This window comes from Ruegeria atlantica, from assembly GCF_013033965.1.
GTDB classification, from domain to species: Bacteria; Pseudomonadota; Alphaproteobacteria; order Rhodobacterales; family Rhodobacteraceae; genus Ruegeria; species Ruegeria atlantica_D.
In genome coordinates this window covers 134,416-154,682 of the sequence record NZ_WQFE01000002.1, presented here as the reverse complement: position 1 = coordinate 154,682, position 20,267 = coordinate 134,416, and the positions used below count along the sequence as shown (strand labels likewise).

The window sequence follows — 20,267 nt, the reverse complement described above, 5'->3', positions numbered from 1 at the left end:
CCGATCCCTCCTCCGGGCCGGAAACGGCGGACCGGGGATCAACCCCGAGCGCCAACGCCCCGATAAGGGACGCAGGAAAGATCAGCGTCAAGTTTTGCCTGATGTTTTCTCAATTCTTACGAATTGTAACAAGCTATTCGATCTGGGTGTGGGAGCGCGGTCTGCCTCGCACGCGAAGGTTGAAGGTGGCGTGTTCGAAGGTGGTTTTTGTAAGACCCGTTTTTGATATTCCAAAAGAATAAATAAACGAATCCCGGCTTACACTAGGGCGGCCATCGGGCGTCGTAATCCTGCCGTCAGGCGCAGCAATTACAACGGAAAGGCTCTCTTCAGTTTGACCAGCTAAAAATGCAAGAAAAACCTCACCGGGCTTAGCATCGTCAAAGTACATTTGCCGAACCCAGTAACAGCCATATGCGCCATCATCGAGTGTATCGAACACAAGTTGGAATTCATTCACAGGTTCATCCGAATTGATTGGATTAAACCATTCGCCCCTTAAATTGTAGTTGGCATCGGGGCAATCGTCACGAGCTTGCGCCGCCGCGGCTATCCCTAGGATTGCAATTGAGCCAGCAATAGATACCCACTTCATTGAATCTCATACTTCTATGTTTATGCACTTGCTGCAACACAGGCTTAAGCTGAAAAGAGTATGACACATCAAGTTATCCTTCATTTGTCTGAAGCGACATCTGAATAGCAACCACTACAACCAATCCCGCAGGATCGGGATCAGCGGCACGTCCGCCGCAGGCATCGGATAATTGCGCAACTCATTCGCCCGCACCCATTTCAGCGCCTGACCTTCTTTCGACTGCGGAATCCCCTCCCACTTGCGACAAGCAAACAGCGGCATCAGCAGATGAAAATCGTCATAACTGTGGCTGGCAAAAGTCAGAGGCGCGAGGCATGAAGCCCAGGTGTCTATTCCCAGTTCCTCATGCAATTCGCGGATCAGGGCGGCCTCGGGGGTTTCGCCGGGTTCGATCTTGCCGCCGGGAAATTCCCAGAGACCGGCCATGGATTTGCCTTCGGGGCGTTGGGCCAGCAAGACGCGGCCCTCGATGTCGATCAGGGCGACCGCAGATACCAGAACCGTTTTCACGACCGGTAATCCGCGTTGATCTCGATATATCCATGGGTCAGATCGCAGGTCCAGACGGTGGATTTGCCCGCGCCCAACCCCAGATCGACGGCAATCACCAAATCCTGACCTTTCATATAGGCGGCGGCGTCTTCTTCGCGGTAATCGGGGCTGACCCAGCCTTTCTCGGCCACCAGAATGTCGCCGAAAGAAATGCTCAGCAGGTCGCGATCGGCTGCGGCACCGGACTTACCGATAGCCATGACCACGCGGCCCCAGTTCGGGTCCTCGCCCGCAATCGCGGTTTTCACCAGCGGTGAGTTGGCGATGGCCAGACCATGCACCTTGGCGTCAGCATCCGAGGCCGCTCCGGTTACACGAATTTCTACGAATTTTGTGGCCCCCTCACCGTCACGTACAACTTGCTGTGACAGATCCAGCATGACGCTTTCCAGTGCCTCGGCAAACGCCGTATTACCGGTGGCATCGACCCCCGAGGCCCCGGTTGCACACAACAGCAGGCTGTCCGAAGTCGACGTATCGCTGTCTACAGTGATGCAGTTGAACGTGCGGTCGGTCTGAGCGCCCAGCATCGCCTGAAGGGCAGACTGTTCCACCTGTGCGTCGGTGAAGATGTAAACCAGCATCGTCGCCATATCCGGCGCGATCATACCTGAGCCCTTGGCAATCCCCGCAATAGAGACTGTTTTGCCCGCAATCTCGACCTGCGCACTGGCCCCTTTCGGAAACGTGTCGGTGGTCATGATGGCGCGCGCTGCGTCCTCGATCGCATGGCGACTGAGCCCCGCCTTGAGCGCCTCAAGCTGTGCCACAATACGGTCGTGGGGCAGCGGCTCACCAATCACGCCGGTGGACGAGGTGAACACCCGCTCCGCCGCCACATCGGTCGCGGCGGATACGGCTTGTATGACTTCGACCACCGAGGTCTGGCCGTAATGCCCCGTAAAGGCATTTGCATTGCCCGAGTTCACCAAAATCGCCGCAGGCCCGTCACTGGGGCCACCGATTTTCTTCTGACAGTCCAGAACCGGAGCGGCGCGAGTGGCGGACCGGGTGAACACCCCAGCCACGGATGTGCCGGGGTCCAGCACCGCCAGCATCACATCAGTGCGGCCCTGATAGCGGACGCCCGCCTCGACGGTGGCGAAACGCACACCGTCGATGGCCGGCAAATCGGGGAAGGCCGCTGGGGCCAGCGGCGAAACCTTGGTGATGGTGGCCACTGGAGTTACTCCTGAACCAAGTCGATCTGACGGATGACCTCTGGGCCAACGCCATCCAATGCAGGGCGTTCGATCTGTGCCTGTTGCGTCAATTCGTCGATCTTGGCTTGAACCGCCTCCTGCTGAATGGACTGGGCCAGTTGATCGCGAACGGCATCAAGCGCCGGCGCTTCGGTCTTTCGCATGTTGTTGAGAATGATCAGGTGCCAGCCGAATTGCGTCTGCACCGGGTCCGAGATCTGACCCTTTTCCAGCCCAACAACGGCGTTTTCAAATTCCGGCACCATTTGACCTTTGCCGAACCATCCCAATGACCCGCCATTTGGACCCGATGGGCCGGTTGACTTTTCTTTGGCCATCTCGGCAAAATCGGCGCCGTCATCCAGCAAGGTTTTGATTTCCTTGGCCTCGTCTTCGGACGCTACAAGAATATGGCTGGCGTCAAACTCATCTTCGCCCTGAAAGTTGCTGAATTCCGCATCATAGGCAGCCTGGATCGCCTCGTCGGTCACGACATCGCCCAGCAACGCATTGACAGTTTGTACTGCCCGCATGGACCGGCCTTCGTTTTCCAGCCCCAGTTGGTTCAGCCGGTTCAGGTCGTCCTGCTGCTGCGCAAGCAACTGTTGCTGGATCAACTGCTCGATGATGAATTCATACAGAACGTCATCTTCGATCTCGGCGTAGTTCGGCGGCAGCGCCGCAACGGATGCGATAACGTGACCCAATGTGATTTCATCCCCGTTCACATTGGCGACGACCGTATCCGCGTCCGGCTTGGTTTCGGCGGCAAGCGGCATCGCCATCACGGCAGCCAAAGCCAGCGATGGCAGAAAAGTGAGGCCTTTGGGCATGGAATCATCCTATTTCTTTGCCGCGACAGGGCGTGGCGTTGACACTCTGGGACCTGCCGCTTACATCGCTTTGAAGCCTTGGACAGGGCCGCCTTTCATTCCCCGTATCTATGGGTTGCAAGCAAGGTGGGCAAGCCTGTCGCAACCAAGACAAGAACAGATCCGCTGGAGTGAACATGCTGGGACTCGGAACGCTCGCCAAAAAGGTGTTCGGAACACCGAACGACCGCAAGATCAAGGCGACCCGCCCGCTGGTCGAAAAGATCAATGCGCTGGAACCTGAGTTCGAGAAACTGTCCGATGAGGGCCTGATCGAAAAGACCGCCGAGCTGCGCAAGCGTGCACTGGATGGCGAAGCGCTGGACGACCTGCTGCCCGAAGCCTTTGCCAACGTCCGCGAGGGCGCCAAGCGCGCGCTGGGTCTGCGGGCCTTTGACGTGCAGCTGATGGGCGGTGCATTCCTGCATCAGGGCAACATCTCGGAAATGAAGACGGGTGAGGGCAAAACCCTGGTTGCCACCTTCCCCGCCTATCTGAACGCGCTGACCGGCAAGGGCGTACACGTGGTCACGGTAAACGAATACCTGGCCAAGCGTGACGCCGAGTGGATGGGCAAAGTGTTCGGAGCCCTTGGTATGACCATCGGCGTGATCTGGTCGGGTCAGCCAGATGCCGAGAAAAAAGCCGCCTATGCCTGCGACGTCACCTATGCCACCAATAATGAGCTGGGGTTTGACTATCTGCGCGACAACATGAAGGCGGATTTGGATCAAATCTACCAGAAATACCACAATTTCGCGATTGTGGACGAAGTCGACTCGATCCTGATTGACGAGGCGCGAACTCCGCTGATCATCTCGGGCCCGTCCGAGGACCGCTCGGACCTGTATACCACCATCGACGCCCTGATTCCGTCGCTGAGCGATGATCACTTTACGCTGGATGAAAAGTCCCGGAACGTGACCTTCACCGATGAGGGCAACGAGTTCCTGGAGCAACGGTTGATCGCCAACGGTCTGATCCCAGAAGGCCATTCGCTGTATGACCCCGAAAGCACCACGGTAGTACACCACGTCAATCAAGGCCTGCGCGCGCACAAGCTGTTTACACGTGACAAAGACTACATCGTCCGTGACGGAAACGTCGTTCTGATTGACGAGTTTACAGGCCGGATGATGCCGGGACGCCGTCTGTCCGAAGGTCTGCATCAGGCCATCGAAGCCAAAGAAGGCGTACAGATTCAGCCAGAAAACGTGACGCTGGCCAGCGTGACCTTCCAGAACTATTTCCGCCTGTATGACAAGCTGGGCGGCATGACCGGCACCGCACTGACCGAAGCTGAGGAATTCCAGGAAATCTATGGCTTGGGTGTGGTCGAAGTTCCGACAAACAAGCCGATTGCTCGTCTGGACGAAGACGATCAGGTCTATCGCACCGCAGGTGAAAAATACGGCGCGATGATCAGTGAGACTAAAGAGGCGCAGGAAAAGGGTCAGCCGGTTCTGCTCGGAACGACCTCGATCGAGAAATCAGAACTGCTAAGCCAGCTGCTGCAAAAAGAAGGCATCGAACACAACGTTCTGAACGCCCGCCAGCACGAGCAAGAGGCGCAGATCGTGGCAGATGCTGGCCGATATGGTGCGGTGACCATTGCCACCAACATGGCCGGTCGCGGAACCGACATTCAGCTGGGCGGCAATGTCGAGATGAAGGTTCTGCAGGCGCTGGCCGAAAATCCCGAGGCCGACCCGGTCGAGCTGCGCGCCAAGGAAGAAGCGCGCCACGCAGAAGAAAAAGAAAAGGTTCTGGCTGCAGGTGGTCTGTACGTCATGGCGTCCGAGCGTCACGAAAGCCGCCGGATTGACAACCAGCTGCGTGGCCGTTCGGGCCGTCAGGGTGACCCGGGCCGTACCGTGTTCTACCTGAGCCTCGAAGACGACCTGATGCGCATCTTTGGTTCCGAGCGGTTGGACAAGGTTCTGACCACGCTGGGCATGAAAGAGGGCGAGGCGATCGTGCACCCTTGGGTGAACAAGTCGCTGGAACGCGCGCAGTCCAAGGTCGAAGGCCGCAACTTTGACATGCGCAAGAACGTCCTGAAATTCGACGACGTGATGAACGATCAACGGAAGGTGGTGTTCAGCCAACGGCGCGAGATCATGTCGACCGATGACCTGTCCGAAATCGTCTCGGACATGCGCGAACAGGTGATCGACGATCTGATCGACGAATACATGCCGCCGAAAACCTATGCCGATCAGTGGGACACCGATGGCCTGCACGAGGCGATCAAGGAAAAGCTGACCATAGACGCGCCCGTACAGGACTGGGCCGCCGAAGAAGGTGTGGATGATGAGCAGGTGCGTGAGCGCCTGGTCAATGCGGCCGATGAGATGATGGCGCAAAAAGCAGCGGCCTTTGGTCCCGAGAACATGCGCAACATCGAAAAGCAGGTTCTGCTGCAGACAATCGACAGCAAATGGCGCGAGCACCTGCTGACGCTGGAACATCTGCGCTCGGTCGTTGGGTTCCGCGGTTACGCCCAGCGCGATCCACTGAACGAATACAAGAACGAGAGCTTCCAGCTGTTCGAAGGGATGTTGGACAGTCTGCGTGAGACCGTCACTCAGCAATTGTCGCGGGTCCGTCCGCTGACCGAAGAGGAACAGCGCGAGATGCTGGCCCAGATGCAGGCGCAGCAGGCACAGGCGCAACAGGCGGTGGATCAGGCCGCTGACAGGGCCGAAGCGGTGGCCGAAGCCCAGGCTTCCGGCGACGCGCGACCCGGGTTTGTTGAAGACGATCCTTCGACCTGGGGGAACCCGTCGCGCAACGATCTGTGCCCCTGTGGATCGGGCAAGAAATTCAAACATTGCCACGGCCGGCTGACCTGACGTCACCCTAATCAAAACACATTGAGTCCGTCTCACGGCCACATATTGGCCGTGATTCAACACCAATGTGCGACTCGCTCCTTCAACTGGGGAGGGTGTTTTGTTTGTAATAAAAAATTACGTGACCACTGGCGGCACTGTCGCTTGTGCCTTGGCCATTGGTTACCTGATGCAATATGGATCGCCAGCGCAATCGGAAGATGCGCAGGCTGCTGAAGCTTTGGCTTCCGCCAATCAATCCTCGGTGATTGCCGGGCTGGAGGGAATTGTCCTGACCTCCTCGCTTCCAGCTGCTGAAGCAACCGCCGACATCAAAACACCGCAGCGGGCACTCCAGCCCAACCGATCAGCCCCCTCTGATCTGGCAAACTGTTCCCTGAGCGCCCGCGCCAGGGCAGTGCCGGGTGCCGCAGCCCGACTGTCTATAAAAGCCCCCTGCCACCAAGACGAACGGATCGAAATTCATCACAGCGGACTGACAGTTACTCAAAGAACGGACAAAAATGGTGCCTTGGATCTGACGATCCCGGCCTTGTCGGAATATGCGATCTTTCTGATCTCGGTAGACGATCAGACCGGGACCGTAGCCACCACTCACATCCCCGACCTGGCCAACTACAACCGCATCGCCCTGCAATGGCAGGGCGAGACAGACCTGCAGATTCATGCGCTGGAATTTGGGGCCAGCTATGGCACGGCAGGGCATGTATCGTCGGATTCCAATGCACAGGGTGCGGGCAACGTCATGCACCTGGGCCAAGGGGCATTTGGCGACGCACAGAATATCGAAGTTTATTCTTTCCCCGTGGGTGAAACCAACCAGACCGGCTCGATCGAACTGACGGTCGAAGCTGAAGTGACTGCGGCAAATTGCGGCCGGGATTTGGCCGTACAATCACTGGAACTGCGTGGTGATCGCCGGTTGCGGTCACGCGACTTGTCGCTGCCCATGCCCGATTGCGCGCAGGCCGGTGAGTTTCTGGTGTTGAATAATCTGCTCCAAGACCTGACAATCGCGGCAAACTAACCCGCAGGCAGGCTCGACTTTCTTATGACATTCTTTCGTGTGGCAGCGGCCACACTGATTTCAGCGACCCTTGCGTCGCAGGTTAACGCACAGGACATCACGCTGACCTCGCAGGACGGAAAGGTCGAGGTCACCGGCAATCTGCTGAGCTTTGACGGCGAGTTCTATCGCGTCGACACACAATTCGGCGAGCTGACCGTGGACGGGTCGGGTGTCACCTGCGAAGGCCCCGCCTGCCCCAATCTGACAGATTTTGTCGCCGAGGTCCGGTTTTCGGGCTCGTCCGTGATGGCGGAAAAGGTGCTGCCAGCTTTGCTCGTCGGATTCGCCAAGCAAGAGGGGTTATCCGCGACTCCACAGCGATTGGATTCAGGGGAGTTCACCTATGAACTGTACAAGACAGGGCGCGATGCCCCATTGGCACGGTTCTTTTTCAACCCAAGCAATACAGGCGGCGGCTTTGCGAATCTGATCGCAGATGAGACCGATATCGTCATGGCCTTGCGTGAAATTCGGCCAACGGAACACGAGGCCGTAGCGAACGCCGGACTGGGCGATCTGGCTGATGCAAGGCGGTCCCGGGTCATCGCACTGGACGCGCTGGTGCCAATTGTGGCCCAAGACAATCCGGTGCGACAAATTTCGCCCGCTGAGTTGGTGCGTGTGTTTTCCGGCGAAATCAGAAACTGGTCTGAACTAGGGGGGGCAGATGCCCCCGTTTCCCTGCACTTGCCAGACGCCGGCTCAGGTTTGGCGCAAGGAGTCGAGGATCGGCTGTTGGTTCCAGCGCAGTCGACGCTCGCCGAGGACGTTACCCGTCACACCCGAAGCAGTGATCTGGTGCGCGCTGTCGCCGCTGACCCGTTTGCGATCGGTATCGCCAGCCATGCCGAGATCGGATCGGCTCGGGGCCTGCCTCTGACCGGCGGTTGCGGTCATGCGCTGACTGCCACGCGGCAATCCATCAAGACCGAAGACTACCCGCTGACGTCGCCTATGTTCCTGTACCTGCCAGAAATCCGCCTGCCCCGCATTGCACGGAAGTTTCTGGCCTATTCGCAAAGCGGCGAAGCGCAGATGGCGATCCGCGATGCGGGATTTGTGGATCAAACACCGGAAACGATGCGGATCGGGCTGCAAGGGGATCGTCTGGCCAATGCTGTGGTTTCCGGGGGTGCCGAGGTCGGGCTGGAAGAGTTGCAGCGCATGATCGACACGCTGCGCCCACAATCGCGCCTGTCGCTGTCGTTCCGGTTCGAGGCCGGTTCCTCAAGACCTGATGCGCAATCGCGGTCGAACATCCGGCAATTGGCCCAGGCGCTGGAAACCGGAGCGCTTGATGCCCGCAAACTGACTTTTGTAGGCTTTAGCGACGGCGACGGCGCAGCCTCAACAAATGCCCGGATCGCATTGCTGCGGGCAAAAACCGTGCGCAACGCGGTTCTATCAGCCGTAGAAACGGCCATTCCGGACAGTGTCGAAATTGCGGTGGATGCATTTGGAGAAGCGATGCCCATGGCCTGCGATGACACGGACTGGGGCCGCAAGGTCAACCGCAGGGTCGAGGTCTGGGTTCAGTAACCGTTACAAATAACCCTCGGACCGAAAGCTGAGCTCATTCGATTTACCGATGATCAGATGGTCATGCAGGGTCAGACCCAGCGCGACGCAGGCATCCTGAATTCGATTGGTCATGTCGATATCCGATTGTGATGGGGTGGGATCGCCCGACGGGTGGTTGTGCACCAGAATCAGCGCTGACGCGTTCAGTTCCAGCGCACGCTTTGCAACCTCACGTGGGTAAACCGGTACGTGATCTACTGTCCCTTTGGCCTGTTCCTCATCCGCGATCAGCACGTTCTTGCGATCCAGGTAGAAGACGCGGAACTGCTCTGTCTCGCGATGTGCCATCGTAGTGTGGCAATAATCCAAAAGCGCGTCCCAGCCGGAAATCACATGCCGCTGCATCACCCGGGCGCGGGCCATCCGGTGCGCGCAGGCCTCAAGGATTTTCAAGTCGGTGATCACCGTATCGCCGACGCCTTTGATTTGCCGCAGCCGCTCCTCCGGCGCGGTCAAAACACGGTTAAAATCACCAAACGTATCCATAAGCGCGCGCGCCAGAGGCTTTACATCCTGCCGTGGGATAGATCGGAACAGGACAAGTTCCAGCAACTCGTAATCCGGCATCGCCGCCGATCCGCCTGACATGAACCGCTCACGCAGGCGTTTGCGATGATCTTTGATGTACGACGGCAAGCGACCCGTCGGCAGCGGCTGAACCGGGGCTTCGTCCGTTTCAAACAGCATCGGGGCTTCGGCAAAGGCATCCTGTGTCATAACACCATCGTGACGCAGAATCGGTTTCTGAATGGTTAACGCGTCTCACCCGCAATGCGTGCCGTTGCCCGTCGAACAATCAGGTGCAACAGGATCGAAAACACCCCCAGCGTCAGCATTGCAGCAAACATCAGATCGGTTTTGGCCCGCCCGTTGGCCAGCAACATCAGGTATCCCAACCCTTGCGACGACCCGACCCATTCGCCGATCACTGCCCCGATCGGCGCATAGACAGCCGCCAGCCGCATGCCCGACGCCAGCGAGGGTAAGGCTGCAGGGACACGAATGTGCCAAAGCACGGCGCGCGGACTGGCCTGCATCGTGCGCGCAAGGTCCAGATATCCAGATGGGGTCCGCATCAAGCCATCGAAGAAAGACGAGGTAATCGGGAAATAGATGATCAGCACTGCCATTGCGACCTTGGACCACAGCCCATAACCCAACCAAAGGGTTAACAGAGGTGCCAATGCGAAGACCGGCAACGCCTGTGTGAACACCAGCATCGGCTGTATCAACACGCGCGCGACGCGGGAATTAGCCAACTGTAGCGCGGTGACGACTCCCAGAACTGTTCCGCAGGCGAAGCCGATTACAACCTCAACCGCAGTGACCCATGTGTGTTCAGCGATAACCCAGCGGTTCTGCCACCAGGTCTCAGCCACCAAAGCCGGGCCAGGAAGGATAAATTTCGGCAGACCGGTCAGGGATACGATCCCCTGCCAGATCGCCAACGCAAACACCGATGCGGCAAGGGCCGACAGCAGCTTCATGCCGCTTCCTCACGTAGCAGACGCAGCAACGCGCCCTGCGTTTCCAGCGTTTCCAGATCGTCGACCTTGCGCGGGGCCGGCGCATGGGGAGGCTGGCAAGGCGTTATCCCCGTCTGCGCCATGACCACGATGGATTGACCCAACCGAGCAGCCTCGCCCGGGTCATGTGTGACCAGAAGAACGGTCCGGCCCTGCAACGCCTCGGCGGCCAGATCCTGCATATCTGCCCGGGTGCGTGCATCAAGTGCTGAGAATGGTTCATCCAGCAGCACAATGGGGCGATTTTCCATCAACGTGCGGGCTAGGGCCACGCGCTGACGTTGCCCGCCAGAGAGTTCGCCGGGCTTCTTATCCATATGATCCAGCAGGCGCATCCCTTCGATCAGCCGGTCGCGCCGGTCCAAATCCGGCTTCTCCCCGCGCAATCGCGCACCCAGCGTGACGTTCTGCGCTACGGAGGCCCAAGGCAACAGCAGATCGTCCTGCGCCATATATGCCACCCGTTCCCGCACGGATTGCCCGTCGCTGGCCGTGATCTGACCGGTGAATTCTGCGCCGGTTTCCAAGCCTGCAATCAGGCGCAGTATGGTGGTTTTTCCGACCCCCGATCCGCCCAACAAACACGTCCACTGCCCAGCCGAAAGGGTCAAAATCAGCGGCGCGAACAATGTCGCGTCGCCTATCGCGGCGGACCCGCTGATGGTCAGATCGGGGGCCAGGATCATGGGGTCAGACCCATTTGCCAGAAATTGACTTCAAGTTCGGTTGCAGTGCGGAATGTTTGGCACAGGCGGTTCCAACGCGGAGATGCCTGGAAATCTGCTCCAATACGTCGTGTTAGAGCCGAATCAAGCAGTTCCCCAACCGCCGCACAGGCGCCCTGATAGTCATCGCTGGCATAAGTGGTGATCCAATCGCAATAGGTGTCTGACGTCGCCTCAGCCGCTAGCCTTGTGCCGATCTCACCATAGCCCATCACACAAGGCACCAACGCCGCTAGAAGGTCGAGCAAATCACCGCTGTACCCAGCCTCAAGCACGAACCGCGTATAGGCGAGGTTCTCAGCCCGCTCCGGGGTCGCAAACAACTGATCCTGCAGGATGCCTTCGGCCTCGCAGATCCCGATATGCAGCTTCATCTCTTCGCTGATCAACCCGTTCACGGTGCGTGAGGCTGCCAACATTTCCTCATGCGTTTCCGATTTCACGACCGCAAGCGCCCATGCACGAGAGAAATGAATCAGAAACACATAGTCCTGCCGCAGATAGTGCAGAAATGCCTCTCGCGGCAGCGAGCCATCTCTCATCCCTTCGACAAAGGCGTGGCGGGTGTAATCCCGCCATGGCCCCTGCGCGGAATCGCGCATAAGCGCGAATGCTTTGCCATAGTCGCTCATTGCACGGTCACGTCGACTGAGATGTCGCTGACCGGGTTGATGCTGTCGATCATGCCGCTGTCTTTTAGGAACGCTTCGAAACGGGCATAGCGACCCGCATCAAACCCCGCCGGGCGCAGCGCGAAACGAGGCAGTGTATCCACCCATGCGCGCGCGTTCAGCTCGTCCTGCAATTCGGGTGAAGTAGCGGCGAAGATTTCCCAGCTTTTTTCGGGGTTGTTGACGATGAACTGGGTCGCTTTTTCAGTGGCGGCCAGGAAACGGGCAACCTTGTCCGCATCCATTGTGTCGGGATTTGCGACATAGATCAGCTCATCATAAGACGGCACGCCTTCTTCTTCGATGTAAAAGCAGCGACCTGCAACGCCTTCGATGTCCATCTGATTCAACTCGAAGTTCCTAAAGGCGCCGATCACCGCATCCACCTGCCCGGTCATCAACGATGGCGACAGCGAGAAGTTGACGTTGACCATCTCAATATCGCCCAACGCGACACCATGGGCCTTCAGCATGGCGCCCAGCACGGCCTCTTCGACACCCGCGACTGAAAAGCCCACCTTTTTGCCTTTCAGATCGGCAAGCGTTTCGATCGGGCCGTCCTTTAAAACCAGCAGACAGTTCAACGGCGTAGCGACCAGCGTACCAACGCGCTTTAGCGGCAGGCCCTCATGGATTTGCAGGTGCAATTGCGGTTGATAGGACACTGCCAGATCGGCTTGACCGGCAGCAACCAGACGCGGAGGAGCGGACGGATCGGCGGGCGGCACGATCTCAATCTCCAGTCCTTCATCGGCGAAATAGCCGTTTTCTTGTGCCACAATGATTGGCCCGTGGTCGGGGTTGACGAACCAGTCCAGAAGAACGGTCATCTTGTCCTCGGCCCAGGCAGGCGCGGCGGCCAGCAGGGCAATCGCGGTTATCAGCTTTTTCATGTATCGCGTATCCTTTTCGTTCACGAGGTTGAGGCCGCGACGAGGACAATCTCGCCCGGCCAATTTGGTTTCAATTGTTCAGCAGCACGCCACGCGCGCAGCCCGGTGGCACAGCAAAGAGCCAGTCTTATGCCTTTGTTAGGCTCTATACTAAGCGAATCGAGAGGCCTGCGGAGCGCCTTGGGATGTATGGGTTCGGGGGCTTCTTCAGGGCCGCGCAATTCGATGATCAGATCATCCTGGTTCAGTTGGCATGCCGATACGAATGGGAAATGATGAGTAGGCTCAGGCGCATTTTCAAAGCGGAATGTTGTGCTGCGCATCGTGCGGGCGTCGAATTGAACCATCTGCCCCAGCGGTGAAGGGCTCAGCCCCAAGATCAGACCGAGCGCCATTTGCGCCTGCATCGCCCCAATTATTGCGACAACCGGACCCAGAACTCCGGCCGTCGAACAGCTTGCCCCGCTGTCCGGCGCATCGGGAAAGATCGCCCGCAATGAAGGCGCACCGCCACAGAAACCGCCAACATACCCCGACATCCCCAGCACCGAGGCACTTATCAACGGCTTGCCCAGCGCACGGCAGGTATCCGACAGCATATAAGTTGCCGCGTAACTGTCTGCGCAATCGAGGATGACGTCGGCGTCGGCGACAATGTCCTGAGAATTCGCACTTGTTAGAGTCATTTTTTGGACCGAAATTGTAACTTCGGCGTTTAGAGCTCGGCTCCGTTCGGCAGCGACTTGGGCTTTGGGACGACCGCAATCCCGCTCGGTAAACAATGTCTGGCGATGCAGGTTCGACAGGGCGACCTCATCGGGGTCCACGATAGTCAGATGTCCGATCCCGGCACCGGCCAACAACGGCAGAACGGGCGCTGCCAAGCCACCGGCCCCCACAACCAGAACTCGTGCGTCTGACAAGCGGGCCTGACCGTGATCGCCGACCTCGGGCAGGATTGTCTGACGGGCATAGCGGTTCATCTGGTGACCTCGATCCAGGCACGCACGCGAGCCTCTGGGTCGGCATTCAGCGTTATGTCCGTCACGACCGAAACGATGTCCGCCCCGGCCTGTAGAACGCCTGACGCACGCTCGACGGTCATCCCGCCGATACCGACCAACGGGATGTTACCTACCCGCGCTTTCCATTCGGTGACACGAGGAAGGCCCTGCTGTTCCCATTTCATCTTCTTCAGGATCGTTGGGTAGACCGGCCCCAGCGCGACATAATCGGGGCTCATAGCCAACACACGCTCGAGCTCGTCATCGTCATGGGTTGAAACACCCAGTTTCAACCCTGCCCGTCGGATGGCTTTCAGATCCGCTTCATCCAAGTCTTCCTGTCCCAGATGAATCCAGTCACAACCTGAGTCGATGGCCGCCTGCCAATAGTCATTCACCACCAGAACAGCCCCATATTTGCGGCACAAATTCCGCGAAGCCGTGATCTGTTCACGCACGACTGCGTCCGTCTGGTCCTTGATCCGCAACTGCACCAGTTTTACGCCCAAAGGCAGAATCCGGCGCAGCCAGTCGGAATGATCAAAAATTGGGTAAAACCGGTCGAGGCTCATGACAAAAACGCCTTTCCGATAACAGGGGTCGAAGGTTCGGCCATATCGCGCGCTTCGATCGGGTCGGCCTGATGGGCCAGTTGCCCCGCCATGACGGCCTGCATCATCGCTTTGGCCATGACGACAGGATCGCCGGCCCGTGCCACGGCGGTGTTCAAAAGAACGGCGTCAAATCCCAGCTCCATCGCGTGCGCAGCATGGCTGGACAGGCCGATACCAGCGTCGATCACCAATGGGACATCCGGAAACTCGGCCCGCATTGCACGCAGGGCGTATTCGTTGTTCAGCCCGCGGCCCGAACCAATCGGAGCCCCCCATGGCATCAGAACCTCACACCCCGCCGTCAGCAGGCGTTCGCCCACGATCAGGTCGTCCGTGGTATATGGAAACACCTCGAACCCGTCGTCGGTCAGAATCCGCGCGGCTTCGACCAGTTGGAACACGTCAGGTTGCAGGCTGTCGGTATGTCCGATCAGTTCCAGCTTGATCCATTTGGTGTCAAACACCTCGCGCGCCATATGGGCGGTGGTCACGGCTTCTTTCACCGTGTGGCAGCCTGCCGTGTTCGGCAGAACCAGCACACCCAATTCACGGATCATCTGCCAGAAGGTCTGCCCGGCACCAGATTCGCGCCGCAACGACACTGTGGCGACCCCTGCCCCACTATCCCGAAACGCCTGTTCCAGAATTGCCGGGCTGGGATATTGCGCGGTACCCAACATCAGGGGATTGGGCAGTTGAGTGCCGTAGAACGTCTTCATCCTTCAGCCCCCTTGCATCGGGGCCAGGACTTCGACCCTGTCACCCTCATTGAGTGTTTGGGATATGCGCAGGCCAGAGGGCACAAAATCCTCGTTCACAGCCGTCGCCACCCGTCCGGAAAACCCGCATTCCAACAAAAGGTCGGCAAGAGTTTCAGCGCTCACGTCACGCGGTTCGCCATTAAGCACGATCTTCATCGACCATCTCCGAATGTTTGTTGTCCAACGCCAGATCAGCCACGCCTTTTGCCAGCGCGGGGGCCAGCAGGTAGCCATGGCGGTAGAGGCCATTGGCGTAAATCGTCCGTCTCAAACGACGGATGCGCGGCAGATTGTCCGGAAAAGCAGGGCGCAGATCGACACCGATTTCCAGAACTTCGGCCTCACCAAAGGCGGGGTTCAGTGCATAGGCAGCGCTGAGAAGTTCCAGCATCGATCGTGCGGTGATGCGGCTGCTGTCCTCGGATTCGATCATCGTTGCGCCCAGCATGTATACGCCGTCGCCGCGTGGCACGATGTACAGCGGCATCCGTGGATGAAGCAGCCGAACGGGTCGGGTCAAGGTAACGTCCGGGCACCGGATCACCAGCATCTCACCCTTCACACCACGCAGATCATGCAGGTCATCGCGCGCACGCAAGCCACGGCAATCGATGGCGTTTTCCAAGTTCGGCGGCGCTAGCGTATTGTGGAACTGGACCCCCTGATCGCGAAGCTGACAGGTCAGGTTTTGCAAAGTCTGACGTGGATCCAGGTGCGCTTCGGCACCGAAGTAGAGACCTTTGCTGAAATCTTGTAAATCAGGCTCTAATCGGGGAATTTCTCGCTTATTGACTTCGGAGAAACCCTCTGTGCGGCGAGCGAAGCGGCGAAGGTCCGGAAAGTCCCGCGGGTTGGCAACGACCAACGTACCGCGCTTGTGAACCTTTGTGCGCTCAGCCCACCAATCAATTGCCATCTGACCAAGGCGCAAAACCGGCTCTTCTGCATTTTCGTACTCACACCAGGGGGCCAGCATTCCGCCCGCCCACCAGGAACAGCCATGCGGTCCCGGCGGACCGCCAGGATCAAATACCCGTACCCTTGCCCCGCGCGAGACAAGCTCGGACGCGACGGCCAAACCGGCGACGCCGGCCCCTATGACTGACCAGACGGTCATAGGGGCCATACCTGATGGAAGTGGTGCACCGGCCCGTGACCCTGTCCGATATTCAAAGCATCAGCCTGTAAGATCGCCCCCTGCAGATACCCATGCGCCTGGGTGACGGCCTCGGTCAGCGGCAGGTCCTTGGCCAAACCGGCGGCGGTGGCAGAGGACAAGGTGCAACCGGTTCCATGCGTGTTGCGCGTCCGCTGGCGCGGCGCTTGAAACTCACTAACAACGCCCGAAGCGGAAACAAGGATGTCGTGGCAAATGTCGCCCTTGCCGTGACCGCCCTTCATCAGAACCGCACCCGAACCCATCGCGCACAGGTCGTGTCCCTGTGCGGCCATTTGATCAAGACTGTCCGCCGGTTCAACGCCCAGCAGACAAGCTGCTTCGGGCAGGTTTGGCGTCAACACGGCAGCACGCGGCAGCAAAACATCGCGCAAAGTCTGCACGGCCTCTGCCACCAGCAGCGCATCGCCGGATTTTGCAATCATGACCGGGTCCAGAACTACCGGCCCATCAAAACCCGCGATGCTTTCAGCGACGTTGTGGATGATCTCTGGGGTCGCCAGCATTCCGATCTTGATCGCGCGAACGTCCAGATCGGTAAGAACAGCCTCGATTTGGGCCGAAATCACGTCTAGCGGGATGCCATGCACCGCCGTTACCGCGCGCGTGTTCTGAGCCGTCACCGCAGTGATCACGCTGGCCCCGTAGACGCCCAGCGCCGACATCGCCTTGATGTCCGCCTGAATTCCGGCCCCTCCGCCGCTGTCAGATCCTGCGATTGTTAAGGCGATAGGTGCCATGTCGTTGCTCCGGTTCAAAATGGGCAACGGGGCATGGAAAACGTCTAAGCACTATAAGACCGTTCCCTACGCCGGTATTGCCCGGATCAGGTTCGATGGGTTAGCGCATTCACGCCTCTCAGCCCCAAGCAGGGCACCCCAACGGTTGGGCGGACAATCTCAGGGGATCAAAAGGGAATCAAGGGCCAATTTTGTGGCAGATTGCGGCCAAACTGGACTTATGAAATGCAAAAGCCGGCCTTGATGGGCCGACTTGCGATAGAAGTTCACGAAGTGTTGGTTCAGCCTTTCATGCCGTCCCAAAACGATTTGACGGATGAGAAAAAGCTTTTCGATTCCGGGTGGTTATCTTCGCCCAGATCATCAAACTCGCGCAGCAGTTCTTTCTGCCGGCTGGTCAAATTGACCGGGGTTTCCACAGCTAGTTCGATGAACATGTCGCCAATACCCCCGCCGCGTAGTGCAGGCATACCTTTACCCCGCAAGCGCATCTGACGACCTGATTGACTGCCAGGCGGGATTTGCACGCGGCCACGACCACCGTCGATGGTCGGCACTTCGATCGAACCGCCCAGCGCAGCCTTGGCCATGCTGACCGGTACGCGGCAATACAGGTTCACGCTGTCGCGCTCGAACAACTTGTGGTCCGAGACTTCGACGAAGATGTACAGATCACCCGGAGGGCCACCGCGCATACCGGCCTCGCCTTCACCGGCAAGACGAATACGGGTTCCGGTTTCGACACCAGCCGGAATGTTGACCGACAACGCACGTTCTTTTTCGACGCGCCCGGCGCCCCCGCAGGCTTTACAGGGGTTTTTGATGATCTGACCCAGACCTGAACAGGTCGGGCAAGACCGTTCGACCGTGAAAAAGCCTTGTTGCGCCCGAACCTTACCCATGCCCGAGCAGGTCGGGCAGGTTGTGGGTTCCACCCCACCTTCCGCACCTGATCCGTCACAGGCCGAACAGGCCACGGCGGCAGGTACACTAATCGTCTTTTGCAGTCCCGAGAATGCCTCTTCCAGGTTTACGCGCAGGTTATAGCGGAGGTCGGATCCGCGCGCGGCGCGTCGGCCACCCCCGGTCGCACCGCGTTGGCCACCCATGAAATCGCCGAACAGGTCGTCGAACACATCCGAGAACGCGCTGGAGAAGTCGCCCTGCCCGCCAAATCCGCCACCGGGGCGGCCACCGCCGCCCATGCCATTTTCGAAAGCGGCATGGCCAAAGCGGTCGTAAGCCGCTTTTTTGTCACCGTCGCGCAGGACATCATAGGCCTCGTTCGCCTCTTTGAACTGCGCTTCTGCGTCGGGGTTGTCCTTGTTGCGATCCGGATGCAGTTCCTTGGCTTTCTTGCGAAAGCCTTTCTTGATCTCATCCGCCGAAGCGCCCTTGGACACGCCGAGCACTTCGTAATAGTCGCGTTTGGACATCAGTGTTTCCTTCTGCCTCAACGTAATTGGGCCGGCCCGGCAACCGGACCGGCCCGAATTGGCCCGGTTACCCGTTAGTTACGCTTGTCGTCGTCCAGATCTTCGAACTCGGCGTCGACAATATCGTCTTCACCCGGCGCTTCATCTGCGGCCGCCGGTGCATCTTCACCCTCTTCGGCTTGTGCCTTGTAGATGGCTTCGCCCAGCTTCATAGCCGCTTCGGTGACGTTCTGAATACCCGACTTGATCTTGTCGGCATTTTCAGTTTCCAGCTCGTCCTTCAGCGCGGCAATTGCCAGCTCGATGGCTTCGATGGTGGTCGGGTCGACCTTGTCGGCATGCTCTTCCATCGACTTTTCGGTCGAGTGGATCAGGCTTTCCGCCTGGTTCTTGGCGTCGACCAGTTCGCGGCGTTCCTTGTCGGCTTCCGCGTTCTCTTCGGCGTCCTTGACCATCTTGTCGATATCTTCGTCCGACAGACCGCCCGATGCCTGGATGGTGATCTTCTGCTCTTTACCGGTGCCTTTGTCCTTGGCCGAAACCGAGACAATGCCGTTGGCATCGATGTCAAAAGTCACCTCAATCTGAGGCATGCCACGCGGTGCGGGCGGGATATCTTCAAGATTGAACTGACCCAAGATCTTGTTGTCCGCAGCCATTTCGCGCTCACCCTGGAAACAGCGGATGGTCACAGCGTTCTGGTTGTCCTCGGCGGTCGAAAAGACCTGAGACTTCTTGGTCGGGATCGTGGTGTTGCGGTCGATCAGGCGGGTGAACACGCCACCCAGTGTCTCGATGCCCAGCGACAGCGGGGTCACGTCCAGCAGAACCACGTCTTTGACGTCACCCTGCAGAACACCGGCCTGAATGGCGGCACCCATGGCGACAACTTCGTCCGGGTTCACACCTTTATGCGGCTCTTTACCGAAGAACTTGGTGACCTCTTCGATCACTTTCGGCATCCGGGTCATACCGCCGACCAGAACAACCTCGTCCACGTCAGCAGCCGACAGACCAGCGTCTTTCAGAGCAGCCTGGCAGGGCTTCATCGACTTCTTGATCAGGTCGCCAACCAGTGATTCCAGCTTGGCACGGGTCAGTTTCATGACCATGTGCAGCGGCTGTCCGTTAGCACCCATCGAGATAAACGGCTGGTTGATTTCGGTCTGCGAGGTCGAGGACAGCTCGATCTTGGCTTTTTCAGCAGCTTCTTTCAGACGCTGCAGGGCCATCTTGTCCTGAGACAGGTCGACACCGTGTTCCTTTTTGAACTCATCCGCCAGGTAGTTGACGATGCGCATGTCAAAGTCTTCACCACCGAGGAAGGTGTCGCCGTTGGTCGACTTAACCTCGAACAGGCCGTCGTCGATCTCCAGAATGGTCACGTCGAAGGTACCACCACCAAGGTCATAAACCGCGATGGTTTGGGTTTCTTCCTTGTCCAGACCATAGGCCAGCGCAGCAGCTGTCGGCTCGTTGATGATCCGCAGCACTTCCAGACCGGCGATTTTACCGGCGTCTTTGGTGGCCTGACGCTGTGCGTCGTTGAAATATGCAGGAACGGTGATAACCGCCTGCGTGACTTCCTCACCCAGATAGCTCTCGGCGGTTTCTTTCATCTTGCCCAGAGTGAAGGCCGAGATCTGGCTTGGAGAATATTTCTCACCGCGGGCTTCGACCCACGCGTCGCCATTGCCGCCATCAACGATGGCGTATGGCACCATTTTCTTGTCTTTTTCGACTTCTGCATCATCCACACGACGACCGATCAGACGTTTGACGCCAAAGATGGTATTGTCGGGGTTGGTGACCGCCTGACGTTTTGCAGGCTGACCGACCAGTCGCTCATCTTCGGTGAAGGCGACGATCGAGGGCGTGGTCCGCGCCCCTTCTGCGTTTTCGATGACCTTCGGCTGCGAGCCGTCCATGATGGCCACACAAGAGTTGGTGGTCCCGAGGTCAATACCGATTACTTTTCCCATATGTTCAAT

General features: G+C 58.4%; 20 protein-coding genes and 1 riboswitch. Of the genes, 3 read left to right on the top strand and 17 right to left on the bottom strand.

From position 1 onward, the window contains the following. Nucleotides 1–133 precede the first annotated feature (133 nt). The 4 genes from GOW16_RS04635 to GOW16_RS04620 all read right to left on the bottom strand — a co-directional run bounded on the left by GOW16_RS04635 (nt 134) and on the right by GOW16_RS04620 (nt 3,185). Nucleotides 134–595: a hypothetical protein gene (locus GOW16_RS04635; RefSeq protein ID WP_170411006.1), complete on the bottom strand. Its 462-nt coding sequence runs from the start codon at nt 593–595 to the stop codon at nt 134–136. 114 nt (nt 596–709) lie between these two features. Beyond that, nucleotides 710–1,108, bottom strand: coding sequence for an 8-oxo-dGTP diphosphatase MutT (mutT, locus tag GOW16_RS04630; RefSeq protein ID WP_170411003.1), 399 nt, complete (start codon nt 1,106–1,108; stop codon nt 710–712). Beyond that, nucleotides 1,105–2,331 (bottom strand): bifunctional glutamate N-acetyltransferase/amino-acid acetyltransferase ArgJ, encoded by a 1,227-nt coding sequence (argJ, locus tag GOW16_RS04625; protein WP_170411001.1) that lies wholly within the window; start codon nt 2,329–2,331, stop codon nt 1,105–1,107. Before argJ ends, mutT begins: the two co-directional genes overlap by 4 nt. A 5-nt stretch (nt 2,332–2,336) precedes the next feature. Further along, nucleotides 2,337–3,185 carry a peptidylprolyl isomerase gene (locus GOW16_RS04620; protein WP_170410998.1) on the bottom strand — a complete coding sequence of 283 codons (849 nt, stop codon included), beginning with the start codon at nt 3,183–3,185 and terminating at the stop codon, nt 2,337–2,339. A gap of 176 nt (nt 3,186–3,361) precedes the next feature. On the opposite strand from GOW16_RS04620, the gene secA reads away from it, so the two are divergent. From secA to GOW16_RS04605, 3 genes are all read left to right on the top strand, one after another. Beyond that, nucleotides 3,362–6,079, top strand: a complete 2,718-nt coding sequence (gene secA, locus GOW16_RS04615) for a preprotein translocase subunit SecA (protein ID WP_170410995.1) — start codon at nt 3,362–3,364, stop codon at nt 6,077–6,079. A gap of 100 nt (nt 6,080–6,179) precedes the next feature. Further along, nucleotides 6,180–7,106: a hypothetical protein gene (locus tag GOW16_RS04610; RefSeq protein WP_217354512.1), complete on the top strand. Its 927-nt coding sequence runs from the start codon at nt 6,180–6,182 to the stop codon at nt 7,104–7,106. 24 nt (nt 7,107–7,130) lie between these two features. Further along, nucleotides 7,131–8,687 carry a phosphate ABC transporter substrate-binding/OmpA family protein gene (locus GOW16_RS04605; protein WP_170410992.1) on the top strand — a complete coding sequence of 519 codons (1,557 nt, stop codon included), beginning with the start codon at nt 7,131–7,133 and terminating at the stop codon, nt 8,685–8,687. A 3-nt stretch (nt 8,688–8,690) separates the two neighbouring features. On the opposite strand, the gene radC is transcribed toward GOW16_RS04605, so the two are convergent. From radC to dnaK, 13 genes are all read right to left on the bottom strand, one after another. Beyond that, nucleotides 8,691–9,446: a RadC family protein gene (radC, locus tag GOW16_RS04600; RefSeq protein WP_170410989.1), complete on the bottom strand. Its 756-nt coding sequence runs from the start codon at nt 9,444–9,446 to the stop codon at nt 8,691–8,693. 35 nt (nt 9,447–9,481) lie between these two features. Next, the gene (locus tag GOW16_RS04595) at nt 9,482–10,216 is read right to left on the bottom strand and encodes an ABC transporter permease (RefSeq protein WP_170410986.1); all 735 of its coding nucleotides are present in this window, start codon (nt 10,214–10,216) and stop codon (nt 9,482–9,484) included. Next, complete coding sequence (locus GOW16_RS04590) at nt 10,213–10,941, bottom strand: ABC transporter ATP-binding protein (protein WP_170410983.1); 729 nt, start codon at nt 10,939–10,941, stop codon at nt 10,213–10,215. Before GOW16_RS04590 ends, GOW16_RS04595 begins: the two co-directional genes overlap by 4 nt. Continuing rightward, nucleotides 10,938–11,612, bottom strand: a complete 675-nt coding sequence (locus GOW16_RS04585) for a TenA family protein (RefSeq protein ID WP_170410980.1) — start codon at nt 11,610–11,612, stop codon at nt 10,938–10,940. The genes GOW16_RS04590 and GOW16_RS04585 overlap by 4 nt, the downstream gene beginning before the upstream one ends. Continuing rightward, entirely contained in the window at nt 11,609–12,544 is a 936-nt protein-coding gene (locus tag GOW16_RS04580) for an ABC transporter substrate-binding protein (RefSeq protein WP_170410977.1), read from the bottom strand. Before GOW16_RS04580 ends, GOW16_RS04585 begins: the two co-directional genes overlap by 4 nt. 20 nt (nt 12,545–12,564) lie before the next feature. Continuing rightward, a complete protein-coding gene (locus tag GOW16_RS04575) occupies nt 12,565–13,527 on the bottom strand; it encodes a HesA/MoeB/ThiF family protein (RefSeq protein WP_170410974.1) in 963 nt (320 codons plus the stop codon). Continuing rightward, nucleotides 13,524–14,120, bottom strand: a complete 597-nt coding sequence (locus GOW16_RS04570; protein WP_170410971.1) for a thiamine phosphate synthase — start codon at nt 14,118–14,120, stop codon at nt 13,524–13,526. Before GOW16_RS04570 ends, GOW16_RS04575 begins: the two co-directional genes overlap by 4 nt. Next, entirely contained in the window at nt 14,117–14,881 is a 765-nt protein-coding gene (locus tag GOW16_RS04565) for a thiazole synthase (RefSeq protein WP_170410968.1), read from the bottom strand. The genes GOW16_RS04570 and GOW16_RS04565 overlap by 4 nt, the downstream gene beginning before the upstream one ends. A gap of 3 nt (nt 14,882–14,884) precedes the next feature. Then, a complete protein-coding gene (thiS, locus tag GOW16_RS04560; protein WP_170410965.1) occupies nt 14,885–15,079 on the bottom strand; it encodes a sulfur carrier protein ThiS in 195 nt (64 codons plus the stop codon). Next, the gene (locus tag GOW16_RS04555) at nt 15,063–16,040 is read right to left on the bottom strand and encodes an FAD-dependent oxidoreductase (protein ID WP_170410962.1); all 978 of its coding nucleotides are present in this window, start codon (nt 16,038–16,040) and stop codon (nt 15,063–15,065) included. The genes thiS and GOW16_RS04555 overlap by 17 nt, the downstream gene beginning before the upstream one ends. After that, complete coding sequence (gene thiD, locus GOW16_RS04550) at nt 16,037–16,840, bottom strand: bifunctional hydroxymethylpyrimidine kinase/phosphomethylpyrimidine kinase (protein ID WP_170410959.1); 804 nt, start codon at nt 16,838–16,840, stop codon at nt 16,037–16,039. The genes GOW16_RS04555 and thiD overlap by 4 nt, the downstream gene beginning before the upstream one ends. A 46-nt stretch (nt 16,841–16,886) precedes the next feature. Continuing rightward, nucleotides 16,887–16,991: riboswitch (TPP riboswitch) on the bottom strand. A gap of 130 nt (nt 16,992–17,121) precedes the next feature. Then, entirely contained in the window at nt 17,122–18,276 is a 1,155-nt protein-coding gene (gene dnaJ / locus GOW16_RS04545; protein ID WP_170410956.1) for a molecular chaperone DnaJ, read from the bottom strand. A 74-nt stretch (nt 18,277–18,350) separates the two neighbouring features. Beyond that, nucleotides 18,351–20,258 (bottom strand): molecular chaperone DnaK, encoded by a 1,908-nt coding sequence (dnaK, locus tag GOW16_RS04540; RefSeq protein ID WP_170410953.1) that lies wholly within the window; start codon nt 20,256–20,258, stop codon nt 18,351–18,353. Nucleotides 20,259–20,267: the final 9 nt, after the last annotated feature.